The organism is Nonomuraea sp. NPDC048826 (assembly GCF_043198225.1).
GTDB lineage: Bacteria > Actinomycetota > Actinomycetes > Streptosporangiales > Streptosporangiaceae > Nonomuraea.
Genome location: NZ_JBICUQ010000006.1, coordinates 482,245 through 504,985, shown reverse-complemented (window position 1 = coordinate 504,985; position 22,741 = coordinate 482,245). Strand labels below are relative to the sequence as shown.

General features: G+C 71.8%; 19 protein-coding genes. 9 read left to right on the top strand and 10 right to left on the bottom strand.

Going from position 1 to position 22,741, the window contains the following annotated elements; all coding sequences use genetic code 11:
* The first annotated feature begins 81 nt into the window (after nucleotides 1-81).
* Nucleotides 82-882: an FKBP-type peptidyl-prolyl cis-trans isomerase gene (locus ACGFI7_RS24100; protein WP_393408263.1), complete on the top strand. Its 801-nt coding sequence runs from the start codon at nucleotides 82-84 to the stop codon at nucleotides 880-882.
* On the opposite strand, the gene ACGFI7_RS24095 is transcribed toward ACGFI7_RS24100, so the two are convergent.
* Together ACGFI7_RS24095 and ACGFI7_RS24090 are read right to left on the bottom strand one after the other, a co-directional pair.
* A complete protein-coding gene (locus ACGFI7_RS24095) occupies nucleotides 879-2,270 on the bottom strand; it encodes an N-acetylmuramoyl-L-alanine amidase (RefSeq protein WP_393408260.1) in 1,392 nt (463 codons plus the stop codon). The two genes, ACGFI7_RS24100 and ACGFI7_RS24095, sit on opposite strands and share 4 nt — an antisense overlap.
* A gap of 83 nt (nucleotides 2,271-2,353) precedes the next feature.
* A complete protein-coding gene (locus ACGFI7_RS24090; protein ID WP_393408258.1) occupies nucleotides 2,354-3,289 on the bottom strand; it encodes a M23 family metallopeptidase in 936 nt (311 codons plus the stop codon).
* 114 nt (nucleotides 3,290-3,403) lie between these two features.
* On the opposite strand from ACGFI7_RS24090, the gene ACGFI7_RS24085 reads away from it, so the two are divergent.
* Nucleotides 3,404-6,091 (top strand): BTAD domain-containing putative transcriptional regulator, encoded by a 2,688-nt coding sequence (locus ACGFI7_RS24085; protein ID WP_393408256.1) that lies wholly within the window; start codon nucleotides 3,404-3,406, stop codon nucleotides 6,089-6,091.
* 230 nt (nucleotides 6,092-6,321) lie between these two features.
* On the opposite strand, the gene ACGFI7_RS24080 is transcribed toward ACGFI7_RS24085, so the two are convergent.
* Nucleotides 6,322-7,665 (bottom strand): NERD domain-containing protein, encoded by a 1,344-nt coding sequence (locus ACGFI7_RS24080; protein ID WP_393408253.1) that lies wholly within the window; start codon nucleotides 7,663-7,665, stop codon nucleotides 6,322-6,324.
* A 60-nt stretch (nucleotides 7,666-7,725) separates the two neighbouring features.
* Between ACGFI7_RS24080 and ACGFI7_RS24075 the strand changes: the two genes are divergently transcribed.
* The gene (locus ACGFI7_RS24075) at nucleotides 7,726-8,352 is read left to right on the top strand and encodes a type 1 glutamine amidotransferase family protein (RefSeq protein WP_393408251.1); all 627 of its coding nucleotides are present in this window, start codon (nucleotides 7,726-7,728) and stop codon (nucleotides 8,350-8,352) included.
* On the top strand, nucleotides 8,349-8,921 hold the full coding sequence (locus tag ACGFI7_RS24070; RefSeq protein WP_393408248.1) for a MarR family winged helix-turn-helix transcriptional regulator: 573 nt from the start codon (nucleotides 8,349-8,351) through the stop codon (nucleotides 8,919-8,921). The genes ACGFI7_RS24075 and ACGFI7_RS24070 overlap by 4 nt, the downstream gene beginning before the upstream one ends.
* On the opposite strand, the gene ACGFI7_RS24065 is transcribed toward ACGFI7_RS24070, so the two are convergent.
* Together ACGFI7_RS24065 and ACGFI7_RS24060 are read right to left on the bottom strand one after the other, a co-directional pair.
* A complete protein-coding gene (locus ACGFI7_RS24065) occupies nucleotides 8,896-9,402 on the bottom strand; it encodes a hypothetical protein (RefSeq protein WP_393408245.1) in 507 nt (168 codons plus the stop codon). The two genes, ACGFI7_RS24070 and ACGFI7_RS24065, sit on opposite strands and share 26 nt — an antisense overlap.
* A gap of 219 nt (nucleotides 9,403-9,621) precedes the next feature.
* Nucleotides 9,622-10,107 (bottom strand): C40 family peptidase, encoded by a 486-nt coding sequence (locus tag ACGFI7_RS24060; RefSeq protein ID WP_393408242.1) that lies wholly within the window; start codon nucleotides 10,105-10,107, stop codon nucleotides 9,622-9,624.
* Between the two features lie 496 nt (nucleotides 10,108-10,603).
* Here ACGFI7_RS24060 and ACGFI7_RS24055 point away from each other — a divergent pair, with 496 nt between their 5' ends.
* Nucleotides 10,604-10,942: an STAS domain-containing protein gene (locus ACGFI7_RS24055; protein WP_393408240.1), complete on the top strand. Its 339-nt coding sequence runs from the start codon at nucleotides 10,604-10,606 to the stop codon at nucleotides 10,940-10,942.
* A gap of 112 nt (nucleotides 10,943-11,054) precedes the next feature.
* On the opposite strand, the gene ACGFI7_RS24050 is transcribed toward ACGFI7_RS24055, so the two are convergent.
* The 4 genes from ACGFI7_RS24050 to ACGFI7_RS24035 all read right to left on the bottom strand — a co-directional run bounded on the left by ACGFI7_RS24050 (nucleotide 11,055) and on the right by ACGFI7_RS24035 (nucleotide 16,706).
* Nucleotides 11,055-13,196 (bottom strand): germacradienol/geosmin synthase, encoded by a 2,142-nt coding sequence (locus tag ACGFI7_RS24050; RefSeq protein WP_393408237.1) that lies wholly within the window; start codon nucleotides 13,194-13,196, stop codon nucleotides 11,055-11,057.
* A complete protein-coding gene (locus ACGFI7_RS24045; RefSeq protein ID WP_393408234.1) occupies nucleotides 13,193-14,137 on the bottom strand; it encodes a family 2B encapsulin nanocompartment shell protein in 945 nt (314 codons plus the stop codon). The genes ACGFI7_RS24050 and ACGFI7_RS24045 overlap by 4 nt, the downstream gene beginning before the upstream one ends.
* 9 nt (nucleotides 14,138-14,146) lie before the next feature.
* Nucleotides 14,147-15,547 carry a family 2B encapsulin nanocompartment shell protein gene (locus tag ACGFI7_RS24040; protein WP_393408232.1) on the bottom strand — a complete coding sequence of 467 codons (1,401 nt, stop codon included), beginning with the start codon at nucleotides 15,545-15,547 and terminating at the stop codon, nucleotides 14,147-14,149.
* A 109-nt stretch (nucleotides 15,548-15,656) separates the two neighbouring features.
* Nucleotides 15,657-16,706 carry a polyprenyl synthetase family protein gene (locus tag ACGFI7_RS24035; RefSeq protein ID WP_393408229.1) on the bottom strand — a complete coding sequence of 350 codons (1,050 nt, stop codon included), beginning with the start codon at nucleotides 16,704-16,706 and terminating at the stop codon, nucleotides 15,657-15,659.
* A 187-nt stretch (nucleotides 16,707-16,893) separates the two neighbouring features.
* On the opposite strand from ACGFI7_RS24035, the gene ACGFI7_RS24030 reads away from it, so the two are divergent.
* The 4 genes from ACGFI7_RS24030 (at nucleotide 16,894) to ACGFI7_RS24015 (ending at nucleotide 20,282) form a co-directional block, all read left to right on the top strand.
* Nucleotides 16,894-18,075 carry a zinc-dependent alcohol dehydrogenase gene (locus ACGFI7_RS24030; RefSeq protein WP_393408226.1) on the top strand — a complete coding sequence of 394 codons (1,182 nt, stop codon included), beginning with the start codon at nucleotides 16,894-16,896 and terminating at the stop codon, nucleotides 18,073-18,075.
* Between the two features lie 43 nt (nucleotides 18,076-18,118).
* On the top strand, nucleotides 18,119-19,177 hold the full coding sequence (locus tag ACGFI7_RS24025; protein ID WP_393408223.1) for an NAD-dependent epimerase/dehydratase family protein: 1,059 nt from the start codon (nucleotides 18,119-18,121) through the stop codon (nucleotides 19,175-19,177).
* A 123-nt stretch (nucleotides 19,178-19,300) separates the two neighbouring features.
* The gene (locus tag ACGFI7_RS24020; RefSeq protein ID WP_393408220.1) at nucleotides 19,301-19,765 is read left to right on the top strand and encodes an ATP-binding protein; all 465 of its coding nucleotides are present in this window, start codon (nucleotides 19,301-19,303) and stop codon (nucleotides 19,763-19,765) included.
* A 112-nt stretch (nucleotides 19,766-19,877) separates the two neighbouring features.
* Nucleotides 19,878-20,282, top strand: coding sequence for a DUF1992 domain-containing protein (locus ACGFI7_RS24015; protein WP_393408217.1), 405 nt, complete (start codon nucleotides 19,878-19,880; stop codon nucleotides 20,280-20,282).
* Nucleotides 20,283-20,352: 70 nt separating this feature from the next.
* On the opposite strand, the gene ACGFI7_RS24010 is transcribed toward ACGFI7_RS24015, so the two are convergent.
* A complete protein-coding gene (locus ACGFI7_RS24010; RefSeq protein WP_393408214.1) occupies nucleotides 20,353-22,695 on the bottom strand; it encodes a glycoside hydrolase family 6 protein in 2,343 nt (780 codons plus the stop codon).
* Between the last annotated feature and the right edge of the window lie 46 nt (nucleotides 22,696-22,741).

Below are 22,741 nucleotides of genomic sequence, written 5' to 3'. Positions count from 1 at the left end.
TGCCGCGCCTTTGTCCGCCGGTGGGCATCCCTTGTGCCGATCGCGGCGAGTAACCGGACGAGCCCGTCCTTCGGAGGAACCTTGCGCCTGCTCTGGCCCGCCCTGCTCGTGCTCGCCACGTCCTGCGGCACCGCCCCGGCGGCGGTCCCGCTGCCGGAGGTGAAAGGCGCGTTCGGCGCCCGGCCGCAGGTGTCCATGCCCGGCGTCAGGCCGGGGCGCCTGGTGCGGATGGCGGTGCTGGAGACGGGCGGCGGGCGGCCGACGGCTCCCGGCGACGTGGTGCTGGCCGACGTCGAGATCCGCCGCTGGCACGACAACGCCACCCGGCTGAGCACGTACGGCACCCACCGCCCGATCGCGCTCGTGCTCGACGGGCGGCCGCTCCCGCGCGCCTGGCGGGAGGCCGTCGTCGGCCGGCCCGCGGGCAGCCGGGTGCTGCTGGTCGGCCCCGCCGCGCAGGTGCTCGCCCCCGACCTGGACGCGGCCGGCCTGCCGCCGGGGGAGCCGCTGGTGGCGGTCATCGACGTGCTCGGCGGCTACCCGCAGGACGCCCGCCTGGTCGGCCGGCCGCTGCCCACGCCGCCCCCGGGCCTCACGCCGCAGGCCCCGGCCCGCACGCTCATCGGAGGTTCCGGGGACGCGGTGCGGGCCGGGGCCAAGGTGGTGGTGCAGTACGTGGCCGTCGCGTGGCCGTCGAGGACCCTGGCGGATTCCTCGTACCGCACCGGCGGCCCGGCCGCCTTCACGCTGACCCCGGACGGGGTGCCGTCCGGCTGGGTGGAGGGACTGCGCGGCCAGCGGGTCGGCGGCCGGGTCGCGTTCGGGGCGCCGGACGCCGGGCTGCTCTACGTCGTCGACATCGTGGACTGCGTGGGCTGCTAGCCGCAGTGCTCGAAGGGGCTGTCGTAGGCGGCGGAACCCGCCTTGCCGCCCCACTTGACGCACTTCCCGGCCGCCTGGGCGGTGACCGGTCCGGCGTAGTAGGCGAAGTTGCCCGAGTCCGTCTTCCTGGTGCTGCCCTGCACCTCCAGGTAGGCGCTGGTCGCGGTGGCCGTGCCGATCGAGGTCCGCTTGATCGTGGTCACGCAGTTGTTGCCCGTGGAGCTGTTGTACAGCAGGTAGACGGTGCCCGCCGTGCCCAGCGCGGCCGAGTCGATGACCTTGAAGCCGCTGCCGCACACCTTCTCCGGCGTGTGCGGGTTGACCGTGCCGCCGGTCACGTAGCTCATGTACGTCGCCCAGTTCCAGTGCGGGCCCGGGTCGGTGTGGTCGTTGCCGGGCACCTCGACGTGGCCCACGATGTGCGTGCGGTCCTTCGGGATGCCGTACCTGTCGGCGATGTTCCTGGTCAGCGCCGCCGACGCGCGATACATCTGGTCGGTGAACCACGAGGCGTTGTTCACGAACCCCTCGTGCTCGATGCCGATCGAGCGCCGGTTCCAGTCGCGCGCGTGGAAGGCGCGGTCCTTCTCCCGCACCATCTGGGTGATCTGCCCGTCGGACGAGCGCACCAGGTAGTGCGAGGACGTCTTCGCCGCCGGATTCTGGAACCACGAGATCGAGCCCGCGTACGAGCCCTGCATGACGTGGATGACGATCCGGTCGATCTTGTCGCTCGTGGGGCGGCTGGAGACCGCGTAGTTGGCGCTGTTCGCGGCCACCCAGAGCGCGCCCGGATAGTCCACGGCCGCGGCCAGCGCGCGCGGCTGGTCACCCAGGTCGCCCTGGTCCGGCTGGACGGCCCGCGGCTTCACCTGGACGCCCCGGGCGTTCACCCCGGCCGCGAGCGTCTCGTACACCGCGTCGGCGTAGATCTTGGCCGTGGCGTCGTCCGCGGCATGACCGTACGCGGCCACCGCCGGATACCAGCGGCCCGGGTCGTCCCGGTCCGCGGCGCTCAGCCCGAGCGCGTCGGCCTCGGCGCGCAGCACGGCCGCGCCGCCGCGCACGTTGGCCGCGTCGTCCGACTTCAGCGTGGCCACCGGCGTGCCGGTCAGCTTCGCGGCCTGCTCCAGGGTCTTCGTGGTGGGGTTGCTGACCAGGTGCATGACGCCGTAGCCGCCGCTCGCGCTGGGCTCGCCGCGGTGACCGTCCAGCCGGGACTCCGCGTACGCGAGCGCCACGAGCAGGTCACGGGGCACGTCATGGGCCGCCGCCGCGCGGTCGAACGCCTGCGCCAGAGGGCTGTCGGCGGCGCCCGCCGAGGCGTGCGCCGTGGCCGTGCCGGACAGCGCCAGCAGTCCCGCGACAATGAGGATCTTGGACTTCACGTCCGCTCCGCTTGAGAGAAGGGATGGAAAGGGGAACCGCCCCGCCGGGAGTGCGGTCCGCGGCGGGGCGGTCGGCGACGGGGCTAGCTGCCGCAGTGCTCGAAGGGGCTGTCGTAGGTGGCGGAACCCGCCTTGCCGCCCCACTTGACGCACTTGCCGGGCGCGTTCGCGTACACCGGTCCGGCGTAGTAGGAGAAGTTGCCCGAGTCCGTCTTCCTGGTGCTGCCCTGCACCTCCAGGTAGGCGCTGACGGCGGTGGCCGTGCCGATCGAGGTGTGCTTGATCGTGGTCACGCAGTTGTTGCCGTTCGAGCTGTTGTAGAGCAGGTAGGCCGTGCCGCTGCTGCCGAGCGCGGCCGAGTCGATCACGTTGTAGCCCGCGCCGCACACCTCGGTCGGGGTGTACGGGTTGCTGGAGCCGCCGCAGTTGCGGGAGGTCACCGTCTGGTTGGGGTAGCCGAACGTGACGCCGTTGAAGACGGCCCTGCGGATGTTCGACGGGTAGCCGGTGCCCTGGCGGACCTCGTAGTGCAGGTGGGCGCTGATGTTGTTGCCCGGCTTGCTGGTCCTGCCCACGGTGCCGATCTTCTGGCCCTGCGCCACCGACTGGCCCACGCTGACCGAGCGGGTGTCCAGGTGGGCGTAGTAGGTCGACCAGCCGCTGCCGTGGTCGATCTTCACCAGGTTGCCGAAGCCGTTCGTCGAACCCTGGTGCGAGGAGATGCTCACGGTGCCGGACGCCGCCGCCACCACGGTGTCGCCGAGGTCGGCGTTGGCGCTGCCGCCCCGGTTGAAGTCGATCTCATATGACTGGTGAGCGCTGCTCGCGCTCGAGTTGCCCGTCCACGACTGCCCGCAGGGGAAGGGCAGCTGGAAGTTCGTCGCGAGTGCCTGTGCCTGCTGAGGTGCCTGCTGAGGTGCCTGCTGGGGCTCCGCCTGCCGGTCGGCGGCGGCCGCGGATGCCGTGCCGAGGCTCAACACGAGAGCGGCTCCGGCCACGATTGCTCCGCTGATCTTCATCGGGTGATCCTTTCGGGGGGGATCTCTGGCACCCAGGGTCGGGATAACCCGTACAAGAAACGTCCAGAACCGGTACAACAAGCTGTCAGGCCTCATAGAGGAGCTGATGCGGTCATGACGGTCACCTTCCATGTGCTCGGCCCGCTGGAGGTCCGGTCGGCGGGTCGTCCGGTCCGGATCTCCGGCAAGAAGCCACGCCTGCTGCTCGCCACACTGCTGCTGCACGCCGGCCGGCTGGTCACCGCCGACCAGCTCGTCGAGGTGCTCTGGCCGGCCCGCGCACCCCGCTCGGCCCTGGCCAACCTGCGCACCTACGTCAGCTCCCTCCGCTCCGACCTGGCTGGGGCCGACCGGCTCGGCGGCGGCCGGCTGCGCGGCGAGGGCTCCGGCTACGCCATCGACGTGCCCCCCGGCGCGCTCGACCTGCTCACCTTCGAGGAACTGGCCGGGCAGGGACGCTACGCCGACGCGCTCACGCTCTGGCGCGGCGCGCCGCTCGCCGACCTGCCCGGCAGCCCGCTGTGGGACCGCCGGCTCGAACCCCTGCACGAGCTGCGGTTACATGCCGTCGAGGAGCTGATCGGCCGGCGGATCGCGACGGGCGACCACGCCGGCGCGGTGAGCGAACTGCGCGGGCTGCTGGGCGAGCACCCCTACCGGGAGGACCTGTGGGCCAGGCTGCTGCTGGCCCTGCACGCCGGCGGCAGGAAGGCCGAGGCGCTGCGCACCTACACCCTGGTGCGGCTCAGGCTCGTGGACGAGCTCGGCGTGGAGCCCGGCGCCGAGCTGCGTCGCGCGTACGAGACGATCCTCGCCGACGAGCAGCCCGCCGCCGTGCCGCACCAGCTCCCGCCCGACGTGCCGGACTTCACCGGCCGCGAGGCCGAACTGGCCGCGCTGGCCGGGCCGTTCGCCATCGCGGTGATCTCCGGGCCGCCCGGCGTGGGCAAGTCGGCGCTGGCCGTACGGGCCGCGGCGGCGCTCCGCGACCGCTTCCCCGCCGGCCAGCTCTACCTCGACCTCGACGGCAGGGAACCCGGCGACCTGCTCGCCGAGGCGCTGCGGGCGCTCGGCGTCGACGGCCCGCCGCCGACCGTGCGGGAACGCTCGGCCCTGCTGCGCTCGCTGCTCGCCGAACGGCCCATGCTGCTGCTGCTCGACGACGCGCTCGACGCGGCCCAGGTACGGCCGCTGCTGCCGGGCAACGACAGCGCGGTGATCGTGACCAGCGGGCGGCGCATCACCGAACTGCCCGGCGCCCTCCACGTCGACCTCGCGGAACTGCCCGAGGAGGACGCGCTGGCGCTGCTCGGCCGGATCGCCGGCGCGGACCGGGTGGCCCGCGAACGTGCCGACGCGCTGGCCATCGTCGAGGCGTGCGGACGGCTGCCGCTCGCCCTGCGCGGCGCCGGAGCCCGGCTGGCCGGGCGGCCCGGCTGGTCCCTGGCGGTGCTCAGGCAGCGCCTCCAGGACGACCGGCTCGGCGAGCTGAAAGAGGTCCGCGCCTGCCTGGAGCGCAGCTACCGCCGGCTGCCCGACGAGGCCGCCCGCACGCTGGGCACCCTCAGCCTGCTCGGCGCGCCCGCCCAGCCCGGCTGGGTCGTCGGCGCCGCACTCGACCGGCCCCGCGCCGACGACGTGACCGACCTGCTCGTCGACCTGAACCTGCTCGAACTGGTCGGCACCGACCCGGTCGGCCAGCCCCGCTACCGGCTGCCCGAACTGATCCGCCGGCACGCGCTCGACCACGACCGCGACCCCGACGGCGTGGCCCGGGTGCTGGCCGCGTGGACCGCCACCACCGAGCACGCCATGGAACGGCTCCCCACCACCGTCTTCAGCCTCACCGCCGCCGGGGCGCCACGCCGCCGGCTGCCCCAGCAGATCCTCGACCGGCTCACCTCCGACCCGCTCACCTGGTTCGAAGCCGAGCACGAGGCGCTGGCCGGCGCCGTGACCGTGGCCGCCGAGTCAGGACTCGCCGCCTCCGCCTGGGGGCTGGCCGCCGCCATGGTGCCGTACCTCGACCTGCACTGCCACCTCGACACCTGGCAGCGCACCCACAGCGTCGCGCTGACCGCCGCCCGCGCAGCCGGCGACACCTACGGCGAGGCCGCGATGCTCCGCGGCCTCGCCCAGGTCGCCCTCTACCAGGACCGGTACGAGGAGGCCACCGACGGCTTCACCCGCTCCCGCCTGCTCTTCCGCGAACTGGGCGACTCCCGGGCCGAGGCCACCTCGGTCTGCGGCCTCGGCGCGGTCAGCCAGTTCCGCGGCCGGCACGCCCGCTCGCTCGGCCAGTTCAAACAGGCGCTGGCGATGTTCCTGGCGGCCGGGGACCAGCACGGCGAGGCCTTCACCCGCCAGGCCATCGGCCGGACCTGCATCAAGGCCGGCGACCTGGCCCAGGCGTCCGAGTCGCTCGGCCAGGCCATGCGCCTGGCCCAGGAACTCGGCGACGCCCACCGCGAAGGCTGCGTCAGCCTCCAGATGGGCACCCTGCACCGGGCCATGTCCTTCCACCGGCACGCCCTGGAGATCTTCGAATCACTCGGCGACCGCCACTGCGGCGCCTACGCCCTGCAGAGCCTGGCCGGCCTCCAGGTGGCCCGCGGCGACCTGGCCCCCGCCTCGGCCGGGCTGGAGCGCTCACTGCTCGTCTTCCGCGAACTCGGCGACCGCAGCGGCGAGGCCACCGCCACCCAGCTCCTCGGCGAACTCCACCGCTCCGCCGGCCGCGCCGGCATCGCCCTCCACTACCTCAACCACGCCACCGCCCTCCGCCGCACCCTCCCCGCCTGACGCGACCTACGCCCTGCCACCACGCCGCCGCCTGCCGTGGTCTGACGCTGGTCTGACGTGGTCCGGGCCGCTTGCCGTGACCCGCATCGCGCCTTCCCACCGACGTGGCCTGCCCGTGTTCAAGCTGTAGCGCCCCGCGCGCCGGCCGTCACCTGCGGGGTGAGAACCCCGTCTGTACGAAGGGAGGGGACGGGGTTGCTGGGCGGGATCCTTGCCGACACCGGCCGGGGTCAGCTGTTGGGGAGGAGGCGGCGGAAGAGGCGTTTGACGCGGGAGCCGCGGGCGGTGCCTTCCAGGGCGGCGAGGGACTCCGCCGCCGTGGGGCGCTTGGCCGGGGCGTGGTCGATCATCCGTCGTACCACCTCGGGCACTTCCTGGCCGTACGCGTCGGAGCTGGTCGGCAGGGCGCCGGTGAGGAGCTGGTAGGCGATCACCCCCGCCGCGTACACGTCGGCGGCGGCGGTCATCCGGTCAGGACGCTCGTGGCACTCGGGCGCGACGTAGTGGGCGTCGAGCACGTTGTGGAGCTCGTGCGCCACCGTGTAGTCGCGCGGCCCGGGCTTGGCGTAGTCGAACCCGGTGAGCACCGCGTGACCGTCGTCGGTCACCAGCACGCTGGCCGGTGTGAGCGCCCGGTGGATGACCCCGTGGGCGTGCGCGTGGGCCAGCCCGCGCAGCATGTCCTGGATCACGCTCAGCCGCTCGCCCCGGCCCAGCCGCAGGTGCAGGGCCTGGCCGTGGACGTCGTCGAGGACGAGCACGAACCGGCTCTCGTCGTCGATGGCGAAGAAGTCGCGCGAGCGCACCACGCACGGGTGGGGCGGGATCCTGGCCAGGGTCTGGTAGGCGTTGGCGATGCGCTGCCGCTCGGCCGCCCTGGCCGCCTGGTCGGCGAGCGGGTCGGCCTGGTAGACGCGCAGCAGGACGGTCTCACTGCCCGGCAGTGTGGCGTTGAAGGCCCGGTATTCGGTGACCCGCGCGTCGCCGCCGAGCTGCTCCTCGACCTCCCAGTTGCCGAAGCGGGGCGGCGTGGTGCTGCGTCGTACGGTCTGGTTGAGCGCGTCGAGCACGGCGGTCAGGTAGGGCCGCACGTCGGGGCTGCACCCGCGCCGCACCCGGGTGACGTCGCTCAGCGTCGGGATCAGGCCGGGCAGGTCGGTGACGTTGACCGCGTCGCGCCCCGCCGGGTCGACCAGCTGGGCGTCAGGGGAGGTGAGCACCACCAGGCTGTCGACGTAGACCCGCTCCAGCTGGGTCGCCCGGGAGACGAGCAGACCCTTGAGCGCCTTGGCGGTGCCGCGCAGCTTGGTGACCGGCGAGCCGAACGCCTCCCGGCGCGGCGGGAACCAGCGCGAGCCGGACACCTCGATGCGGCCCCTGGTGCCCTTGACGTCCACGACCACGAGCGCGTGGCCGGTCAGCACCAGCAGGTCGACCTCGAAGAGATCGTCGCCGCGGGGCACCTCGACGTTGTGGAGCAGCAGCCAGTCGGCGGGCGCGTGGTCTCTCAGATAGGCGATCACGCGCCGTTCGGCGTCGTTGACCGGCCGCCCACCCCCGACGATCTCTGCCATGCGCCCTATCCTCGCACGAAATGGATTGACAACATGCTGTCCAAATGACAGTATGTTGTCATGAACGAAACGAAGAAGATGATTCATGTGGCGGCGTACGACACGATGGCCGACTGGGAGGTCGGCCACGCGACGGCCCACCTGCGCACCGGCCGGCTGCACCGCGACGGGGAAGGCTGCGAGATCGCCATGGTGGGGCTGACCCGCGAGCCCGTCACCAGCATGGGCGGCCTGCGCATCACGCCTGACCTGGCCCTCGACGACCTCTCGCCGGAGCGGAGCGCGCTGCTCATCCTGCCCGGCGCCGAGCTGTGGGACGTGGCCGACGATCTCGTGCCGTTCGCCCGTACGGCACGCGCGTTCCTCGACGCGGGCGTCCCGGTCGCCGCGATCTGCGGGGCCACGGCCGGTCTCGCGCGCGAAGGGCTGCTCGACGAGCGCGCCCACACCAGCGCCGCGGTCCAGTATCTCCAGGCCCAGGAGGGTTACTCCGGCGCCGCCCGGTACGTCGAGGCCGACGCGGTCACCGACGGCGACCTCATCACGGCGGGTCCCACCGAGCCGGTCGCGTTCGCCAGAGAGATCTTCCGCCGCCTCGACGTGCACCGCCCCGAGATCATCGACGCGTGGTACCGGCTCTTCTCCCGTAGCGACGTGTCGGCGTACGAGGTGCTGATGTCGGCGTGAGCGACGACAGGAAGGCCACCGGCAAGCGGGTTTCCGGGGCGGTGGCGGTTGACGGGTCGGCGGCTGAAGCGGCGTCATCAGGTGGTGACGAGGCGTCGGCCAGGAGTGACGCGGTGGTCGAGGCGGGTGCGTTGACGTCGGATACCGCGGTCACGGTTTTCCGGCTGCACGGACGGTTCCTGGAGATGTCGGAGCTGCTGGCCCGTCCGGCGGGGCTGACGGCCGCGTGGTGGCAGGTGCTCGGCGCGGTGCTGCGGGAGCCGTTGCCCGCGGCGGGGATCGCGCGGGCGATGGGCATGACCCGCCAAGGGGTGCAGCGGGTCGCCGACCTGCTGGTGGAGAAGGGCCTGGCCGAGTACCGGCCGAACCCCGCGCACAAGCGCGCCAAGCTCCTCACCCCGACCGAGGAGGGCAGGGCGGCCATCGCCAAGATCAACCCGGGTCACCGGGAGCTGTCCGAGCAACTGACGGCGGAGCTGGGCGTGGACGGGCTGCGCGCCTGCCTGGAGTCCCTGCGGCAGCTCAACGACACCATGGAACGCATCACCGACTCCTGGCCTCGCCCTTAGCCCCAAGGATGGCCTTTGCGGTGAGGCGGGTTCTTGGTTTGAAGACGGACAGGGCCGTGGCTGTCAGGAGCATGGTGAGCTGGGTGGCGGGGACGGCCACCTGGGTCCATTTGCCCGGTTCCGGGGCGGGGGCGGCGCCTGCCGTGGCGGCGGCCATCCCCTCGGGGTCGAACAGGAACATCCCCACGCAGATGGTCGCCAGCAGCAGCGCCAGCTTGATCGCCACCCAGGCGTGACGCACCAGCCCCCAGTGACTGGTCCATCCCAGCAGCACGCCGGTGGCCAGCGCCGTCATGCTCAGCGGGATCCCGCCGGCGAACACCAGCGCGGGCATCAGCCGGTAGGCCGCGTGCGCCAGGCCGGCGTCACCGGTCAGCGCGGCGGACGTGTTGAGCACGACCAGCACCCAGACCTCGCCCACCAGCGCGACGGAGGCGACGATGTGGATCACCAGCGTGGTCTTCCTGACGCGCGGCCGCATCGTTGCCATCATGACCTCCGGGTTCCTCGGCGACATCCCCGCCATCGTCACGTGAGGCGGCGGCCGGGCGCGTCGGACCGCAGGCGGTCGTCGGCCTACACCAGGCGTCGTAGAAAGCACGGTCCTGCGGTCCACCTCACGGCAGAGACGGCCAAGCGATCCGCCTCACGGCAGGGCCGACCCTCGCCATCCGCCTCACGGCAGAGACGGCAGAGGTGGTCACCGGTCCGGGTTCAGGCCTGGGCGGGTGGCGCCGAGGTAGGTGTGCCGGTCCAGGGGTTCCACGCGTACGCGGGCGCCGGTGAACGGGGCGTTGACCATCCGCTTGCGGTTGATCGCGATGCCGACGTGCTCGGGTCCGGGCTTCTTGCGGTCGTTGTCGTAGAAGACCAGGTCGCCGGCGCGGACCTCGTTCCTGGGGATGCGGACTCCCTCCTGCCACTGGGCCTGGGAGGTGCGGGCGATGGTCACCCCCACCGTGCCCCACGCGTACTGGACCAGCCCCGAACAGTCGAACCCCCAGATCTTGCGGCCGCGTCCGATCCCGTAGCCGGGCCCGCCGGTGCCGCCTCCGCCCCACGAGTACGGGAGCCCGACCGCTTCGAGCGCGGCCTGGGCCGCCGCCCGTCCGCGGGCGGGTTCCCATGACGGTGGGCCGTCGTCATAACAGTCGTCCGGGTCCCACTCGGAACAGTCGCGTGCCATTGCCGGAGTGGAATTAAGCGGCCCGAGAAAGGCGCAGCTCATGGTCGCGAGAATGAGTATGCGTAGTGCCCGCATCGATGGTTTCACCGCTTCTGCGTCGCCGGTCGCGCCGATCCTCACCGTCGACGCCCCCTCTGAAGAATGCTCCCGTCTATAGGTATAAAACGCCCTTTAACCAGGCGGGATGCATGTATGGCGACAAGCTGAAAATTAGCCCCTAATGGCTCACCGACAAATCCGGACCAGTCCGGACATATCGCAATCCGAAGGCGCTGGGCATTTCGTTATCCCGAAAGGGATTTGGCGTTCCCATAAGCGCGTCCGCTCGCCAGCCGGAGGAGCCCCGCCCCGGCCCTTCATGGGAAGGTGTCAATACGGTCATTTTCCGGCGAAGATTACATACGCAAGCATATTTCGTGTATCGTGGGCAGCGACCGGCGCCTTCCGCCATGGGCCCGGCGACGACCCCCGGAGCCAGAGTGGGGGTGTGCGCTTGATGAGTGATCACATGGAGCGGCTGCTCTACCAGGACGCCCAGGTGCTGATCCTCGCGCGACGCGAGCCGCAGTCCGTCCGCCTGGTGGGCGAGATCGACATCACCAACAGCCAGGCCGTCGACCATGCCTTGCGATGTTGCTGGGGCGGCGACGCGCCGCTGGTCGTCGACACCGGCGCGCTGACCTTCGTCGACCTGTCCGGCCTGCGGGTGCTGGCCATGCCCGCGTTGTCCCCCGAGTGCCGGTGGATCAGGCTCGTGAACCTGACCCCGTTCCAGCGGCGGCTGCTGGACCTCATGGGCTGGCGCCACGAAGCCCCCGCGCGGCCGCTCGCCTAGGACCCGGGCTCAGCCCCGCGGCGCGGCGACGGCCTGATCGTCCTTCGAACGCGTCGAAGGCGCGGCCCCCGCGTGCCCCGGACGAGCACGCGGGGGCCGTCGCCCCGGCCCCTCAGAATCGCGAAGCGTCACCCGCGGCAGAGAACACCGACAGTGCCGCCGTGCCCAGCCCGGTCGGTCCCGAGGGCAGACCGCGGAAGGGCCGGTTGTGCCGCCGCAGCGACGTCTCGTCGTAGCGCCGGCAGTCGCGGTGCCAGACGAGGATCCCGGACATCCAGTTCTCCAGGTCGCGCACGTACCCGTCGAGCGCCTGACAGGCCCGGTCGTCCAGCCCGAGGTCGGCGCGGAGCACCGGCAGCTCGTGCGCCACCACGTGCTGGAACTGCCGCATCCGCGACTCCATCAGGTCGACCACGATCCGCAGCCCCTCCGGATAGCCGCACCCGAAGAAGGTCTGCACCACCAGCACGCCGTTGTGGATCTCTCCTTCGTACTCGATCTCCTTCTGGTACGAGAACACGTCGTTGAGCAGGGTGGCGTAGTCCTGCGCGGAGTTCTCCAGCGACCGGATCGGCCCGCTCGCGTACACCTCGGGAGGTATGGCGTCGGCGCGGGCCAGCCGGCACAGGCTCATCGTCAGGTCGGAGCCGAACGTCAGCCGCCGCATCTCGACGTAGTCGACGGGTTCGGGGACACGGTGGCAGGCCTGGTTGTCGAGCTCCCACACCCAGCTCTCGATCATGTCCTCGACGGCCTTGCGGAAGGCACGCCTGGCCGGCATGCCCATCGGCCCGGCCGAACGCCGCCACAGGTCGGCCAGCGAGAGCTCCAGCGCGCTGGCCGGGGAGGCGAACGAGACCGCGTCGAGCGGCATGAACCCGGGCAGCCGGGCCACCGCGGCCCGAGCGGCGGCCAGGTTGCGCCCGAACACCTTCGGGAAGTAGTCGTCGCCGTACGTGCCCCAGGCCAGCCAGGCCGACGACAGGTCGAGCTCCTCCGGCGTGGCGTCCGGGTGGATGCCGGCCGCGCACAGCGGGAGGTCGTAGTCGAGGATCTTCGCCTCGTCCCACACGGCCACGTCCAGGATGCCCATCCGCCGCGCCCACTCGACCACGTTGCGCCGGGCGCCCTCCAGGTGCGGCGAGAGCCGTGCCTGGAACGGCATGTACAGATCGGGCACCACCGCCGGCCCCACCCGCTGGTACGGGACGTGCCCGTGGGAGCGGAACCGGTGCAGCCCCAGCGACGCCATGCCAAGTGCCGGCCCCGGTTCGGCCTTGGTGTAGCGGCTGGACCGGGCGTGCCACTCGTGCCCGCCCGACTGCCAGTCCTGCAGCCCCTTGGCGTACGCCAGCACCCCGGCGCACCCCGCCGGGTCCACCCGGTGCTCGGCCAGCAGCAGCCCCAGCTCGGTGGCGAAGGTGTGCTCGAACTGCTGCAGCCGAGCGGTCAGCAGGTCGTTGACCGCGTCCGCGGCCTGCTGCGTGGTGCAGCCCAGGAACGTCTCCAGGACCAGCACCCCGTTGCTCAGCTCGCCCTCGTCACCGGTCTCCCGCTGGTAGGAGAACAGGTCGTTGCGCAGGTGGACGGCGTCGGCGAAGGTGTCGCGCAGCACCCGCATCGGCCGCGAGCGGGCGATCGACGCGGGCACCTCGGCGCCCACGGCGTGCTCGACCAGCCCCGCCGACCAGGGCGCCCCGCCGACCTTGCGGCGCATCTCGATGTACTCGACCGGGTTCGGCACCCGGCCCGCGTTGATGTTGGACAGCTCCCACAGCGACTCGTCCAGCAGCGCGGCGGTGCTCTCGGAGAACCGGGTGCGCCAGTCGGCGGACGTCCCCGGCGCCGTGCGCGCCCACAGGTCGGCCAGCCCGGCCTCGACCGGGTTGGTCGGCTCGGGGACGGCGGTCCCGGGCTCCGGCGGCATGAACGCGGGCATCCGGTCGAGGTACGCCTTGCCGCCCTCACGGTCGCCCGGTCGTTTGAACACCTCCAGGAAGTGGTCGTCGAAGAAGAACACCCACACGTACCAGTCGGTGATCAGGCACAGCTCGGCGGCGTCGCAGTCGGGATGGGTGTACGCGCACAGCAGCGCGTAGTCGTGGGCCTCCAGGTCGTCGGAGGTCCAGACGCCCGAGCCCTCCAGCATGCCCATCTCCCGCGCCCACTGCCTGGCGTGCGTCCTGGCCTCCTCCAGGTGCGGGTTGAGCCGCGCGGGATGCGGCAGGTAGAAGTCCGGCATGTCGAAGCTCACCCGTACACCTCCACGTCGTCGAGCACGCCGAGCGCGTCCGGGACGAGCACGGCGACCGAGTAGTAGGCGCTGACGAGGTAGGTCGTGATGCCGCGCTCGTCGATGCCCATGACCCGGACGCTGAGCCCGGGGCGGTACTCGTCCGGGATGCCGGCCGGATGCAGCCCCACCACGCCCTGGTCGTCCTCGCCGGTGCGGAGGGCGAGGATCGAGCTGGTGCCGGACCGGCTGACGGGGATCTTGTCGCAGGGCAGGATGGGCACCCCTCGCCAGGCGGTCATCCTGCTCCCGTCGACCTCGACGCTGTCGGGGTAGACGCCGGCGGCGCTGCACTGGCGCCCGAACGCCGCGATGGCGAGCGGGTTGGCCAGCAGGTAGCGGGTCTTGCGCCGGCGGGTCAGCAGCGCGTCCAGGTCGGCCGGGGCGGGCGGCCCCGAGCGCGGGGTCAGCCGCTGCGCCGGGCCCGCGCTGTGCAGCAGCCCGAACGCGGGGTTGCCGACCAGCTCGCGCTCCTGCGCCTCCCGGACCGCCTCGACCGTGAGCCTGAGCTGCTCGCGGGTCTGGTCCATCGGGTCGCTGTACAGGTCGGCGACCCTGGTGTGGATCCGGACCACGGCCTGCGACACGCTCAGTTCGTACTCGCGCGGGCTGGGGTCGTAGTCGGGGAAGGTGCCCGGCAGCGTCGGCTCGCCGCTGTGGCCGGACGCCAGCTCGATCGCGACCTCGCCGCGCCTGTTGAGCGGGCGCGGGTCGGGCCGCTCCGGCGTGGGGGTGAGCCGGCGGTTCACCCGGTAGCTCCCCGCCGAGAGCTCCACCCACGGCAGTGCGCGCAGCAGCCAGCGGGGGGAGCTCTCCTGCGTCTGGGGAGCCGTCTTGGTCGTCGTGGCCAGCGTGCGCGCCGCGGGCGTGCCGAGGCTCAGCGGCCGATCCGGCTCGGTCAACAGGGACACCTAGTCCTCTCGGCCGATCTCGACGTCCTCCAGGACGGCGAGCGCGTCGGGGACCAGGACGGCGGCCGAGTAGTAGGCGCTCACCAGGTAGGAGATGACGGCCTTCTCGTTGATGTTCATGAACCGGACCGACAGGCTCGGCTGGTACTCGTCCGGGATGCCGGTCTGGTGCAGCCCGACCACGCCCTGGTTCTCCTGGCCGGTGCGCATGAGCATGATCGAGCTCGTCCGCTGCGCGCTGACCGGGATCTTGTTGCACGGGAAGATCGGCACCCCGCGCCAGGCCGGCACCCGGTGCCCGTTCACCTCGGAAGCCTGCGGGTAGAGCCCGCGCTTGCTGCACTCCCTGCCGAAGGCGGCGATGGCCTGCGGGTGCGCGAGGAAGAACGCCGGCTCCTTCCACACCTTGGCCAGCAGGTCGTCCAGGTCGTCAGGGGTGGGCGGGCCGGTGCGGGTGCGGATGCGCTGGGAGAAGTCGGCGTTGTGCAGCAGCCCGAAGTCGCGGTTGTTGACCAGGTCGTGCTCCTGCCGCTCGCGCAGCGCCTCGATGGTCAGCCTGAGCTGCTGCTCCAGCTGGTTCATCGGCTGGTTGTACAGGTCGGAGACCCGGCTGTGGACGCGCAGGACGGTCTGCGCCACGCTCAGTTCGTACTCGCGTGGGCTCAGCTCGTAGTCGACGAACGTGCCCGGCAGCGTCGGCTCGCCGCTGTGGCCGGACGACATCTCGATCGCGGCCTCGCCGTGGTCGTTGCGGGCCCGGTCGCCGCCGGCCTGCCACGCCTCCAGGTGCTCGCGCAGCCCGGGGGAGCGGTCGATCAGCGCCTGGAAGTCGTCACGGGAGAGCGTCAGCAGGGTGGCGGCGGTCTTGGCCCGGGCGGAGAACTCCCAGGTGCCGCCGCCGGTGAGCATCGCGTCGCCCAGGTGGTCGCCGTCGGCCAGCACGCCGAGGTTCTGCTCGTCGCCGTAGGCTCCCTGGGCGACCCTGCCGACCCGGCCGTGGGCGATCAGCACGAGCTGGTCGATCGGGTCGCCCTCGCGGACGATCTCGTCGCCCGGCTCGACCTCGCGCTGGGCGAACCGGTACGCCAGCGCCTCCAGGGCCTCGATGTCGCCGAAGCCGCGCAGCATCGGCAGCTCGCACAACTCGGCGGGGACCACCCGCACCTCGGCGCCGGTCGTGCTGAAGGTGATGCGGCCGTCTCCGAGCGTGTACGTGAGCCTCCGGTTGACGCGGAAGACGCCACCGGAAGTCTGCGTCCAGGGCAGGAGCTTGAGCAGCCACCGTGAGGTGATCTCCTGCATCTGGGGCGCGGTCTTGGTGGTCGTCGATAGATTGCGCGCCGCGTCGGTGCTGAGGCTGAGCTGCTGGCCGGGGACGGCGGAGTCGGTCGTCTCTGTCATTAGGGCACCACCCATCATGAGTACTTTTACGGAGAGTGACGGAAAATAGCTCTGGGTAATCGCTCGTGGGCAGGGGTCACCCCCGGCCGGGTCCACCACACGGCCGGGGTCAGCTGTCGCGGTGCGCGAGCCGGGTCGCGAGCACGGCCAGCGCCACTCGCGCGTCAGGCGCGACCGGGGCGGCGTCGAGGGCCTCCACGGCCTCCCGGACCCGCTCGTCGATCATCGACTCGACCTCGGCGAGCGCGCCGGTCTCCAGCAGGATCTGGCGCAGCTCGGCCGCCTGCTCGTCGCCCAGCTCCGGATTGCCGTGCCAGGTCTCCAGACAGGCGAGCTGTTTGGGCGTCGCCCGCGCCAGCGCGTGCGCGATCAGCACGGTGTGCTTGCCCTCGCGCAGGTCGTCGAGCGCGGACTTGCCGGTCTCGCCGGACGAGCCGAACGTGCCGAGCACGTCGTCGCGGAGCTGGAACGCTTCGCCGAGCGGCACCCCGAACCGGGTGTAGGCGCGCAGCAGCGCCGGCTCGGCCCCGGCCAGCGCGCCGCCGATCTGCAGCGGCCGCTCGACCGTGTACTTGGCCGTCTTGAACCTGATCGTGGTCAGCGCCTGCTCCACGCTCGCCCCGGCGCGCAGCTGGGTCAGCATGTCGAGATACTGGCCGCTGATCACCTCGGTGCGCATGGCGTCGAACAGGTGGTGCGCGGCCCGCAGCCGGGCCGGCGCCACGTCGCACGACGACAGCAGGGCATCCGACCAGGACAGGCTCAAGGTGCCCAGGAGGATCCCGCCCGCCTGTCCGAAGGCCTCCGCGCCAGGTCCTTCGTGCAGGCGGGCGAGGCTTCGGTGGATCGTCGCCTGCCCGCGGCGCAGATCGCTGCCGTCCATGATGTCGTCATGGATCAGCAGCCCCGCGTGGCAGAGCTCCAGCGCCGCCGCGGCGCTGATGATCTCATCGCAATCGTCGCCGCCGGCGCCCCGCCAGCCCCAGTAGCACAGCTGCGGCCGGATCCGCTTGCCCCCGCCGAGGATGAAGTCGACCAGCAGCTGGTAGGCCGCCGCCACGTCGGGGTCGGCGACCGGGGGCCGCCAGTCTTCGAGGAAGCCCGCCAGCCGCTCGTCGATCCGGGGCGCCAGCAAGTGGGGGGTCATGCTCACGGTCATCGGCCGGGCTCCTTCAAGTCCGCACTGCACTACCAGTAGTTACTCACCGAATACGGAGTGTGTAAAGCCGGTTGGGGAAGCCGAGTTTTCCCGGGATGCGGAAGCCCTGCTCGTGACCCTGACGCGACCCGGGGTCTAGGCGTCCGTCCCCGGGGTATGCGGGCCTGGTCCGACGAGGGGAGGACCCATGAAGGCCGTCACATGGCACGGAAAGCGGGACGTACGGGTCGAACAGGTGCCTGATCCGGAGATCAAGGAACCGAACGACGCCATCATCAGGATCACCAGCAGCGGCATCTGCGGCTCGGATCTGCACCTGTACGAGGTGCTCGGGCCGTTCATGCAGGAGGGCGACGTCCTCGGTCACGAGCCGATGGGCGTCGTGGAGGAGGTCGGCGCCCAAGTGGGCGGGCTCAAGCCGGGCGACCGGGTGGTGATCCCGTTCAACATCTCCTGCGGCCACTGCCACATGTGCGGGCTGGAGCTGTACGCCCAGTGCGAGACCACCCAGGTCCGCGAGCACGGCATGGGCGCGGCGCTCTTCGGCTACACCAGGCTCTACGGCCAGGTGCCCGGCGGCCAGGCGGAGTACCTGCGGGTGCCGCAGGCGCAGTTCGGGCCGATCAAGGTGCCCGAGGGGCCGCCGGACGAGCGGTTCGTCTTCCTGTCGGACGTGCTGCCCACCTCCTGGCAGGCCGTGCAGTGGGCCGAGGTGCCCGGCGGCGGCAGCGTGGCCGTCTTCGGCCTGGGCGCCATCGGCCAGATGTGCGCCCGCATCGCGCGCCACCTCGGCCATCGGGTGATCGGCGTCGACGGGGTGCCCGCCCGCCTGGAGATGGCCCGCCGCCACGGCGTCGAGGTCATCGACGCGAGCGAGGTCACCGACGTGCCAGGCGCGATCCGCGACCTGACCGCGGGCCGCGGCGCCGACTCGGTGATCGACGCGGTCGGCATGGAGGCGCACGGCTCGCCGGCCGCCAAGATGGCCCAGACGCTCACCGGGTTCCTGCCGGACGCGGTGGCCGCGCCGCTCATGAGCCACGCGGGCGTCGACCGGCTGGCCGCGCTCAACCAGGCCATCGACAGCGTCAGGCGCGGCGGCACGATCTCGGTCATCGGCGTCTACGGCGGCATGGCCGACCCGATGCCGATGCTGCGCATGTTCGACAAGGGCGTCGCGCTGCGCATGGGCCAGGCGCACGTCAAGCGGTGGATCAGCGCGCTGATGCCGCTGGTCACCGACGACAGCGATCCGCTCGGGGTCATGGACCTCACCACGCACAGCATGCCGCTCGATCGGGCGCCCGAAGCGTACGAGATGTTCCAGAAGAAGCGGGACGGCGCGGTCAAGATCCTGCTCCAGCCCTGACCGCGGCGGTTTCGCGGCCCGTGACCTGGGCAGCCCCACGCGCATGAGAGTCGTGGTGGTGGGGGCGACGGGCAACGTCGGGACCAGCGTGGTGCGGGCACTGGAAGCGGACGAAAGGGTGACGTCCATCGTCGGCGTGGCCAGACGGTCGCCCGGCTCGCGCGACGGGCGCGTCGAGTGGCACAAGGCCGACGTGGTCCGCTCGGACCTGTCGCCGATCTTCGAGGGCGCCGACGTGGTCGTGCACCTGGCCTGGCTGTTCCAGCCGACCAGGGACGCCACCGTGACCTGGCGGGCCAACGTGCTCGGCAGCACGCGGGTCTTCAGGGCCGCCGCGGAGGCGGGGGTCTCCGCGCTGGTCTACGCGTCCTCGGTGGGCGCGTACTCGCCCCGGTCCAAGGACGTGCCGGTGGACGAGACCTGGCCCACGCACGGCTTCGCCGGCGCCGCCTACGGGCGGGAGAAGGCCTACGTCGAGCGGGTGCTCGACGTGTTCGAGAACGACAACCCGGGCATCCGGGTGGTCCGGATGCGGCCCGGCTTCATCTTCAAGCACGAGGCGGCCACCGAGCAGCGCAGGCTGTTCGCCGGGCCGTTCCTGCCGCGGCGGCTGGTCAAGGCGGGGCGCATCCCGTTCGTGCCCGACATCCCGGGGCTCAAGCTGCAGATCCTGCACGCCGAGGACGCCGCGGAGGCCTACCGGCTGGCCGTCACCCAGGAGGTCAGCGGGGCGTTCAACCTGGCCGCCGAGCCGGTGCTCGACCCGCGCGCGCTGGCCGAGCTGATCGGCGCCCGCGTGGTGCCGGTCTCCGGGCCGCTGGCCAGGGCCGCGGTGTCGGCCGGGTGGCACCTGCGGCTGGTGCCCGCCGCGCCCGGACTGCTGGAGCTGGCGCTCGCGATCCCGCTGATGAAGGTGGACCGGGCGCGCGAGGTGCTCGGCTGGACGCCCCGCCACACCGCGGAGGACGCGATCCAGGCCGTGCTGGAGGGCATGCACGCCGGTGCGGGGATGGACACCGCGCCGCTCGCCCCGGACAGCGCCGCCGGCCGGATGAGCGAGGTGGCGACGGGGATCGGCGCCCGCTCCACCCCAGAAAGCTGACAATTGCCGCTATATCGCGGCATTCTGGTGTGAAACTGCCAGCCTCGGGAAGAGGGGGACTGCGCAAGGTCCGGAAGCGCGGCCTGCGTGTCATCCGACACGAAGGAAGCGCGAGGAGCCGAGATGCGCACGCTGCTGACCCAGTCCTTCACCGGCGCGGAGGTCGCCGCCCTCCGCAAGGCCGTCGCGTGGCACGCGACGGGCTGCGGCCTGGCGGGTCCCCGGCTGTCGGACTTCGTCCTGGCGGTGCACGAAAGCGTCATCAACGTCGTGACCCACGCGGGCGGGCGCGGCCACGTCAAGCTGTGGACCATGGACGGCCTGCTGCGCGCCGAGACCGTCGACCACGGGGCGGGCATCCCCGGCGGCTATCTCGACGTCCATCACCGGCCTCCGGTGACGGGGTTCGACGGCCGGGGCCTCTACCTGATCCGCGAGCTCAGCGACGGCGTCACCGTCCGCACCGGCCCCCGGGGGACGCGCGTGGAGATCACCATGCGGCTGCCGAGGCCCCGGGTGAAGCGCCGGTCGCCGATGAGACGCGTCCGGGTCGTGGCCGACGGACGGCCGGGCGGGTTCACCGCCTGACCCACGGACCGAGAGCCCCGCTCGCCGGCTACGTAGCCCGCGCCACCGGCAGGCGGGGCCCTCGCATCCCTTGGGTAGGGTCGCGAGGAGAGCCGAGACCAGGGGGTCGCGCGTGAGTGAGCGCAAACCGTCCGGAATGCCTTTCGAGAACTGGGTCGACCGGCAGATCCGCGAGGCCATGGAGCGCGGGGAGTTCGACGACCTGCCCGGCGCCGGAAAGCCCATCCCCGGGCTCGACCAGGCGCACGACGAGCTGTGGTGGGTCAAGCAGAAGGTGCGCAGCGAGGGCCTGTCCATGCCGCTGCCGCCGACGCTCCAGCTGCGCAAGGACGCGGAGGAGGCGCTCCGCCAGGCGGCGGGGGCGCGTACCGAGGCCGAGGTGCGGCGGATCGTCGGCGAGATCAACGACCGGATCCGCGAGGCCATCAGGACCGGCCTGTCGGGGCCGCCGCTCAACCTCGTCCCCTACGACGTCGAACGCCTCGTCGCGGAATGGCGCGAGAGGCGTTCGAGGTGAGATCAGTAGATTGAGGTGGATACAGGGCCCAGGCCGGGAGCGGTCCGCGGCCTGGACCCTGCGCTCGATGTCAGGACAGCGGCGGGTACGCGTTCCTGACCAGCTCTCTGAACTGGGCGGAGAACCACTGGCCCGAGATCGGCGCGTCAGCCAGTGCGCCGGTCAGGTTGTTGCCGTTGAGGTCGTTGCCCGTGTAGGTGGGGTCGCACATCCGGTCGAAGCGCTTGCCCTGGTCGTTGTCGATCTCCCGGCTGGAGCCGTCGGACTCGCCCGGAGGCTTGATCCAGACGTAGGCGTCGAAGCCGGCCGCCGGGCTGGCCTGCGGCCGCTCGCCGATGCCCGCGCCGCTCTGGTTGCACCAGTTGCCGGCGTGGATGCGGCGGTCGACCCGTGACTGGTCCACGAACTCGTTCAGGTTCAGCGAGGTGCTCGGGCCGGACGGGCGGGCGGTGCCGCCCCAGCCGCTGCGCGAGGTGTCGACGAGCATGCCGAGGCCCTGCCTGAAGCCCTTGGCGATGAGGGCGTTGCGCAGCGCGGTGGCGAAGGTCGCCTCGTCGATGTAGAAGTTCCAGTCCACCCAGTCGGACTGGCGGACCGTGGTGCCGTTCACCGTGGTGTTGATGGTGAAGTGCGGCTCCCTGAGCGCGGAGTAGTTGGCGGTGTTGACGATGAAGCCGTCCACGCTGTCGACGCCCGCGGCGGCGCCGGCCACGGTCTGGTAGAACAGGTCGACCGCGGGCTGGAAGTTCGAGTCCCAGCCGAGCCAGGCGTGGTGGGCGGCGTCGATGTAGGTGTAGACGTTGGTGATCGCGTGCAGCTTGTCGAGCGCGTAGCGGACGCCGTCACGGTAGCCGCCGGGGCCGTCCGCCTCGCGGCAGTCGGCGAACTGGTCGGTGTTGGTGATCAGGTTCGGCAGCGAGTCGGGCTCGATGATGGTGACGATGCGCAGGTTGGCGTACTGCGGGTCGTCGAGGATCGCGGCGATCGGGTCGATGTACTCGGCCTTGTAGCGGTTGAAGCCGTTCTGGGCGATGCGCAGCTCGCCGTTGGAGGCCAGCGCCGAACAGTCACGGTTCGGCAGGTTGTAGATGACGACCTGGATGGTGAGCGGCGTGGCGCCGTTGGCGGCGTCCTGAGTGACGGCCTCGTCCATGTGCTCGCGCAGGCTCATGGCGTCGGCGGAGCCGCCGATGGCGGCGATCCGGTCCATCCACACGGCGGTGGAGATGTTGGCGACAGCGGCGCCGCCCGGCTCGGCCGCGGCCTTGGCCGACCAGTCGGGGTTGACGTAGCCGGTCGCGCCCGCGTACGGGTTCTCGACGTGCGTCGGGTCGGGGTTGCCGTCGTCGTCGGCCTCGGTGGCGGTGACCGTGCGGGAGGTCAGGCCCGTGGACGCCACCGTGAAGGTGCGGGTGCCCGCGGTGGTGTCGGAGTCCTGCGCCGCGGCCAGGGTCACGGTCTGCGCGGTGTTCCAGTTGCTCGGGGTGAAGGTGAGCGAGGCCCCGGAGGAAACGGTCAGGTCGGAGTCGCCGCTGCCGGCGGCCGAGGTGACGGTCACGTTCCCGCTGGGCTGGGCGGCGAGCCTGACGGTGTACGTGCCCGTGCCGCCTTCCAGCACGGTCACGGCCGTGGGGGTGACGATCAGCGACTGCTCCTGGGAGCTGTCGTCGTCGATCTCGCTCGCGTTGACGGTCGCCGAGGTGACGCCTGACCCGCCCACGGTGAAGGCGGCGGTGCCCGAGGCGGTGTCGGAGTCCTGCGCGGCGGCGAGCGTCACGGTCTGCGGGGTGTTCCAGTTGCTGGGGGTGAAGGTGAGCGAGGCCCCGGAGGAAACGGTCAGGTCCGTGTCACCGCTGGTCCTGGTGGTGCTCACGGTCACGTTCGAGGAGGGGGCGGACGACAGCCGGGCGGTGAAGGTGGCGGTGCTGCCTTCGGCGACCGCGACCGAGCTGGCGGAGGTGATCACCGAGGGGGTCTCGGCCGTGTCACCGCAGGTGGTGCCGTTGATCGCGAACGACTCGGGTGCCGGGTTGCTGCCGGACCAGGTGCCGTTGAAGCCGATGGAGGTGCTGGCGCCGGTGGCCAGGTTGCCGTTCCACGGCATGCTCTGCGCCGTGACCCGCGTGCCCTGCTGGCCCCAGGTGGCGCTCCAGCCTTGCTCGTAGCGCTGGGTGGTGGTGGGGAAGTCGAAGGTCAGCGTCCAGCCGTTCAGCGGGTCACCGAGGTTCTTGATGGTGATGGAGGCGGTGAAGCCGCCGCTGGACCCGCTGCTCCATTGGTTGGAGGTGTACGAGACGTCGCAGGCGACCGCGGCGTGCGCCGCCGTGGTCTGCCCGGCGACCAGGCCGAAGGCCGCGACGCAGGCCGCGGTCGCGGTCACGGCCCATTTCCGCAGGCCGCGTGGGATCTTCACGAGTCATCAACTCCAGGGGGAACAGAGGCTGACTTGGGAGCGCTCC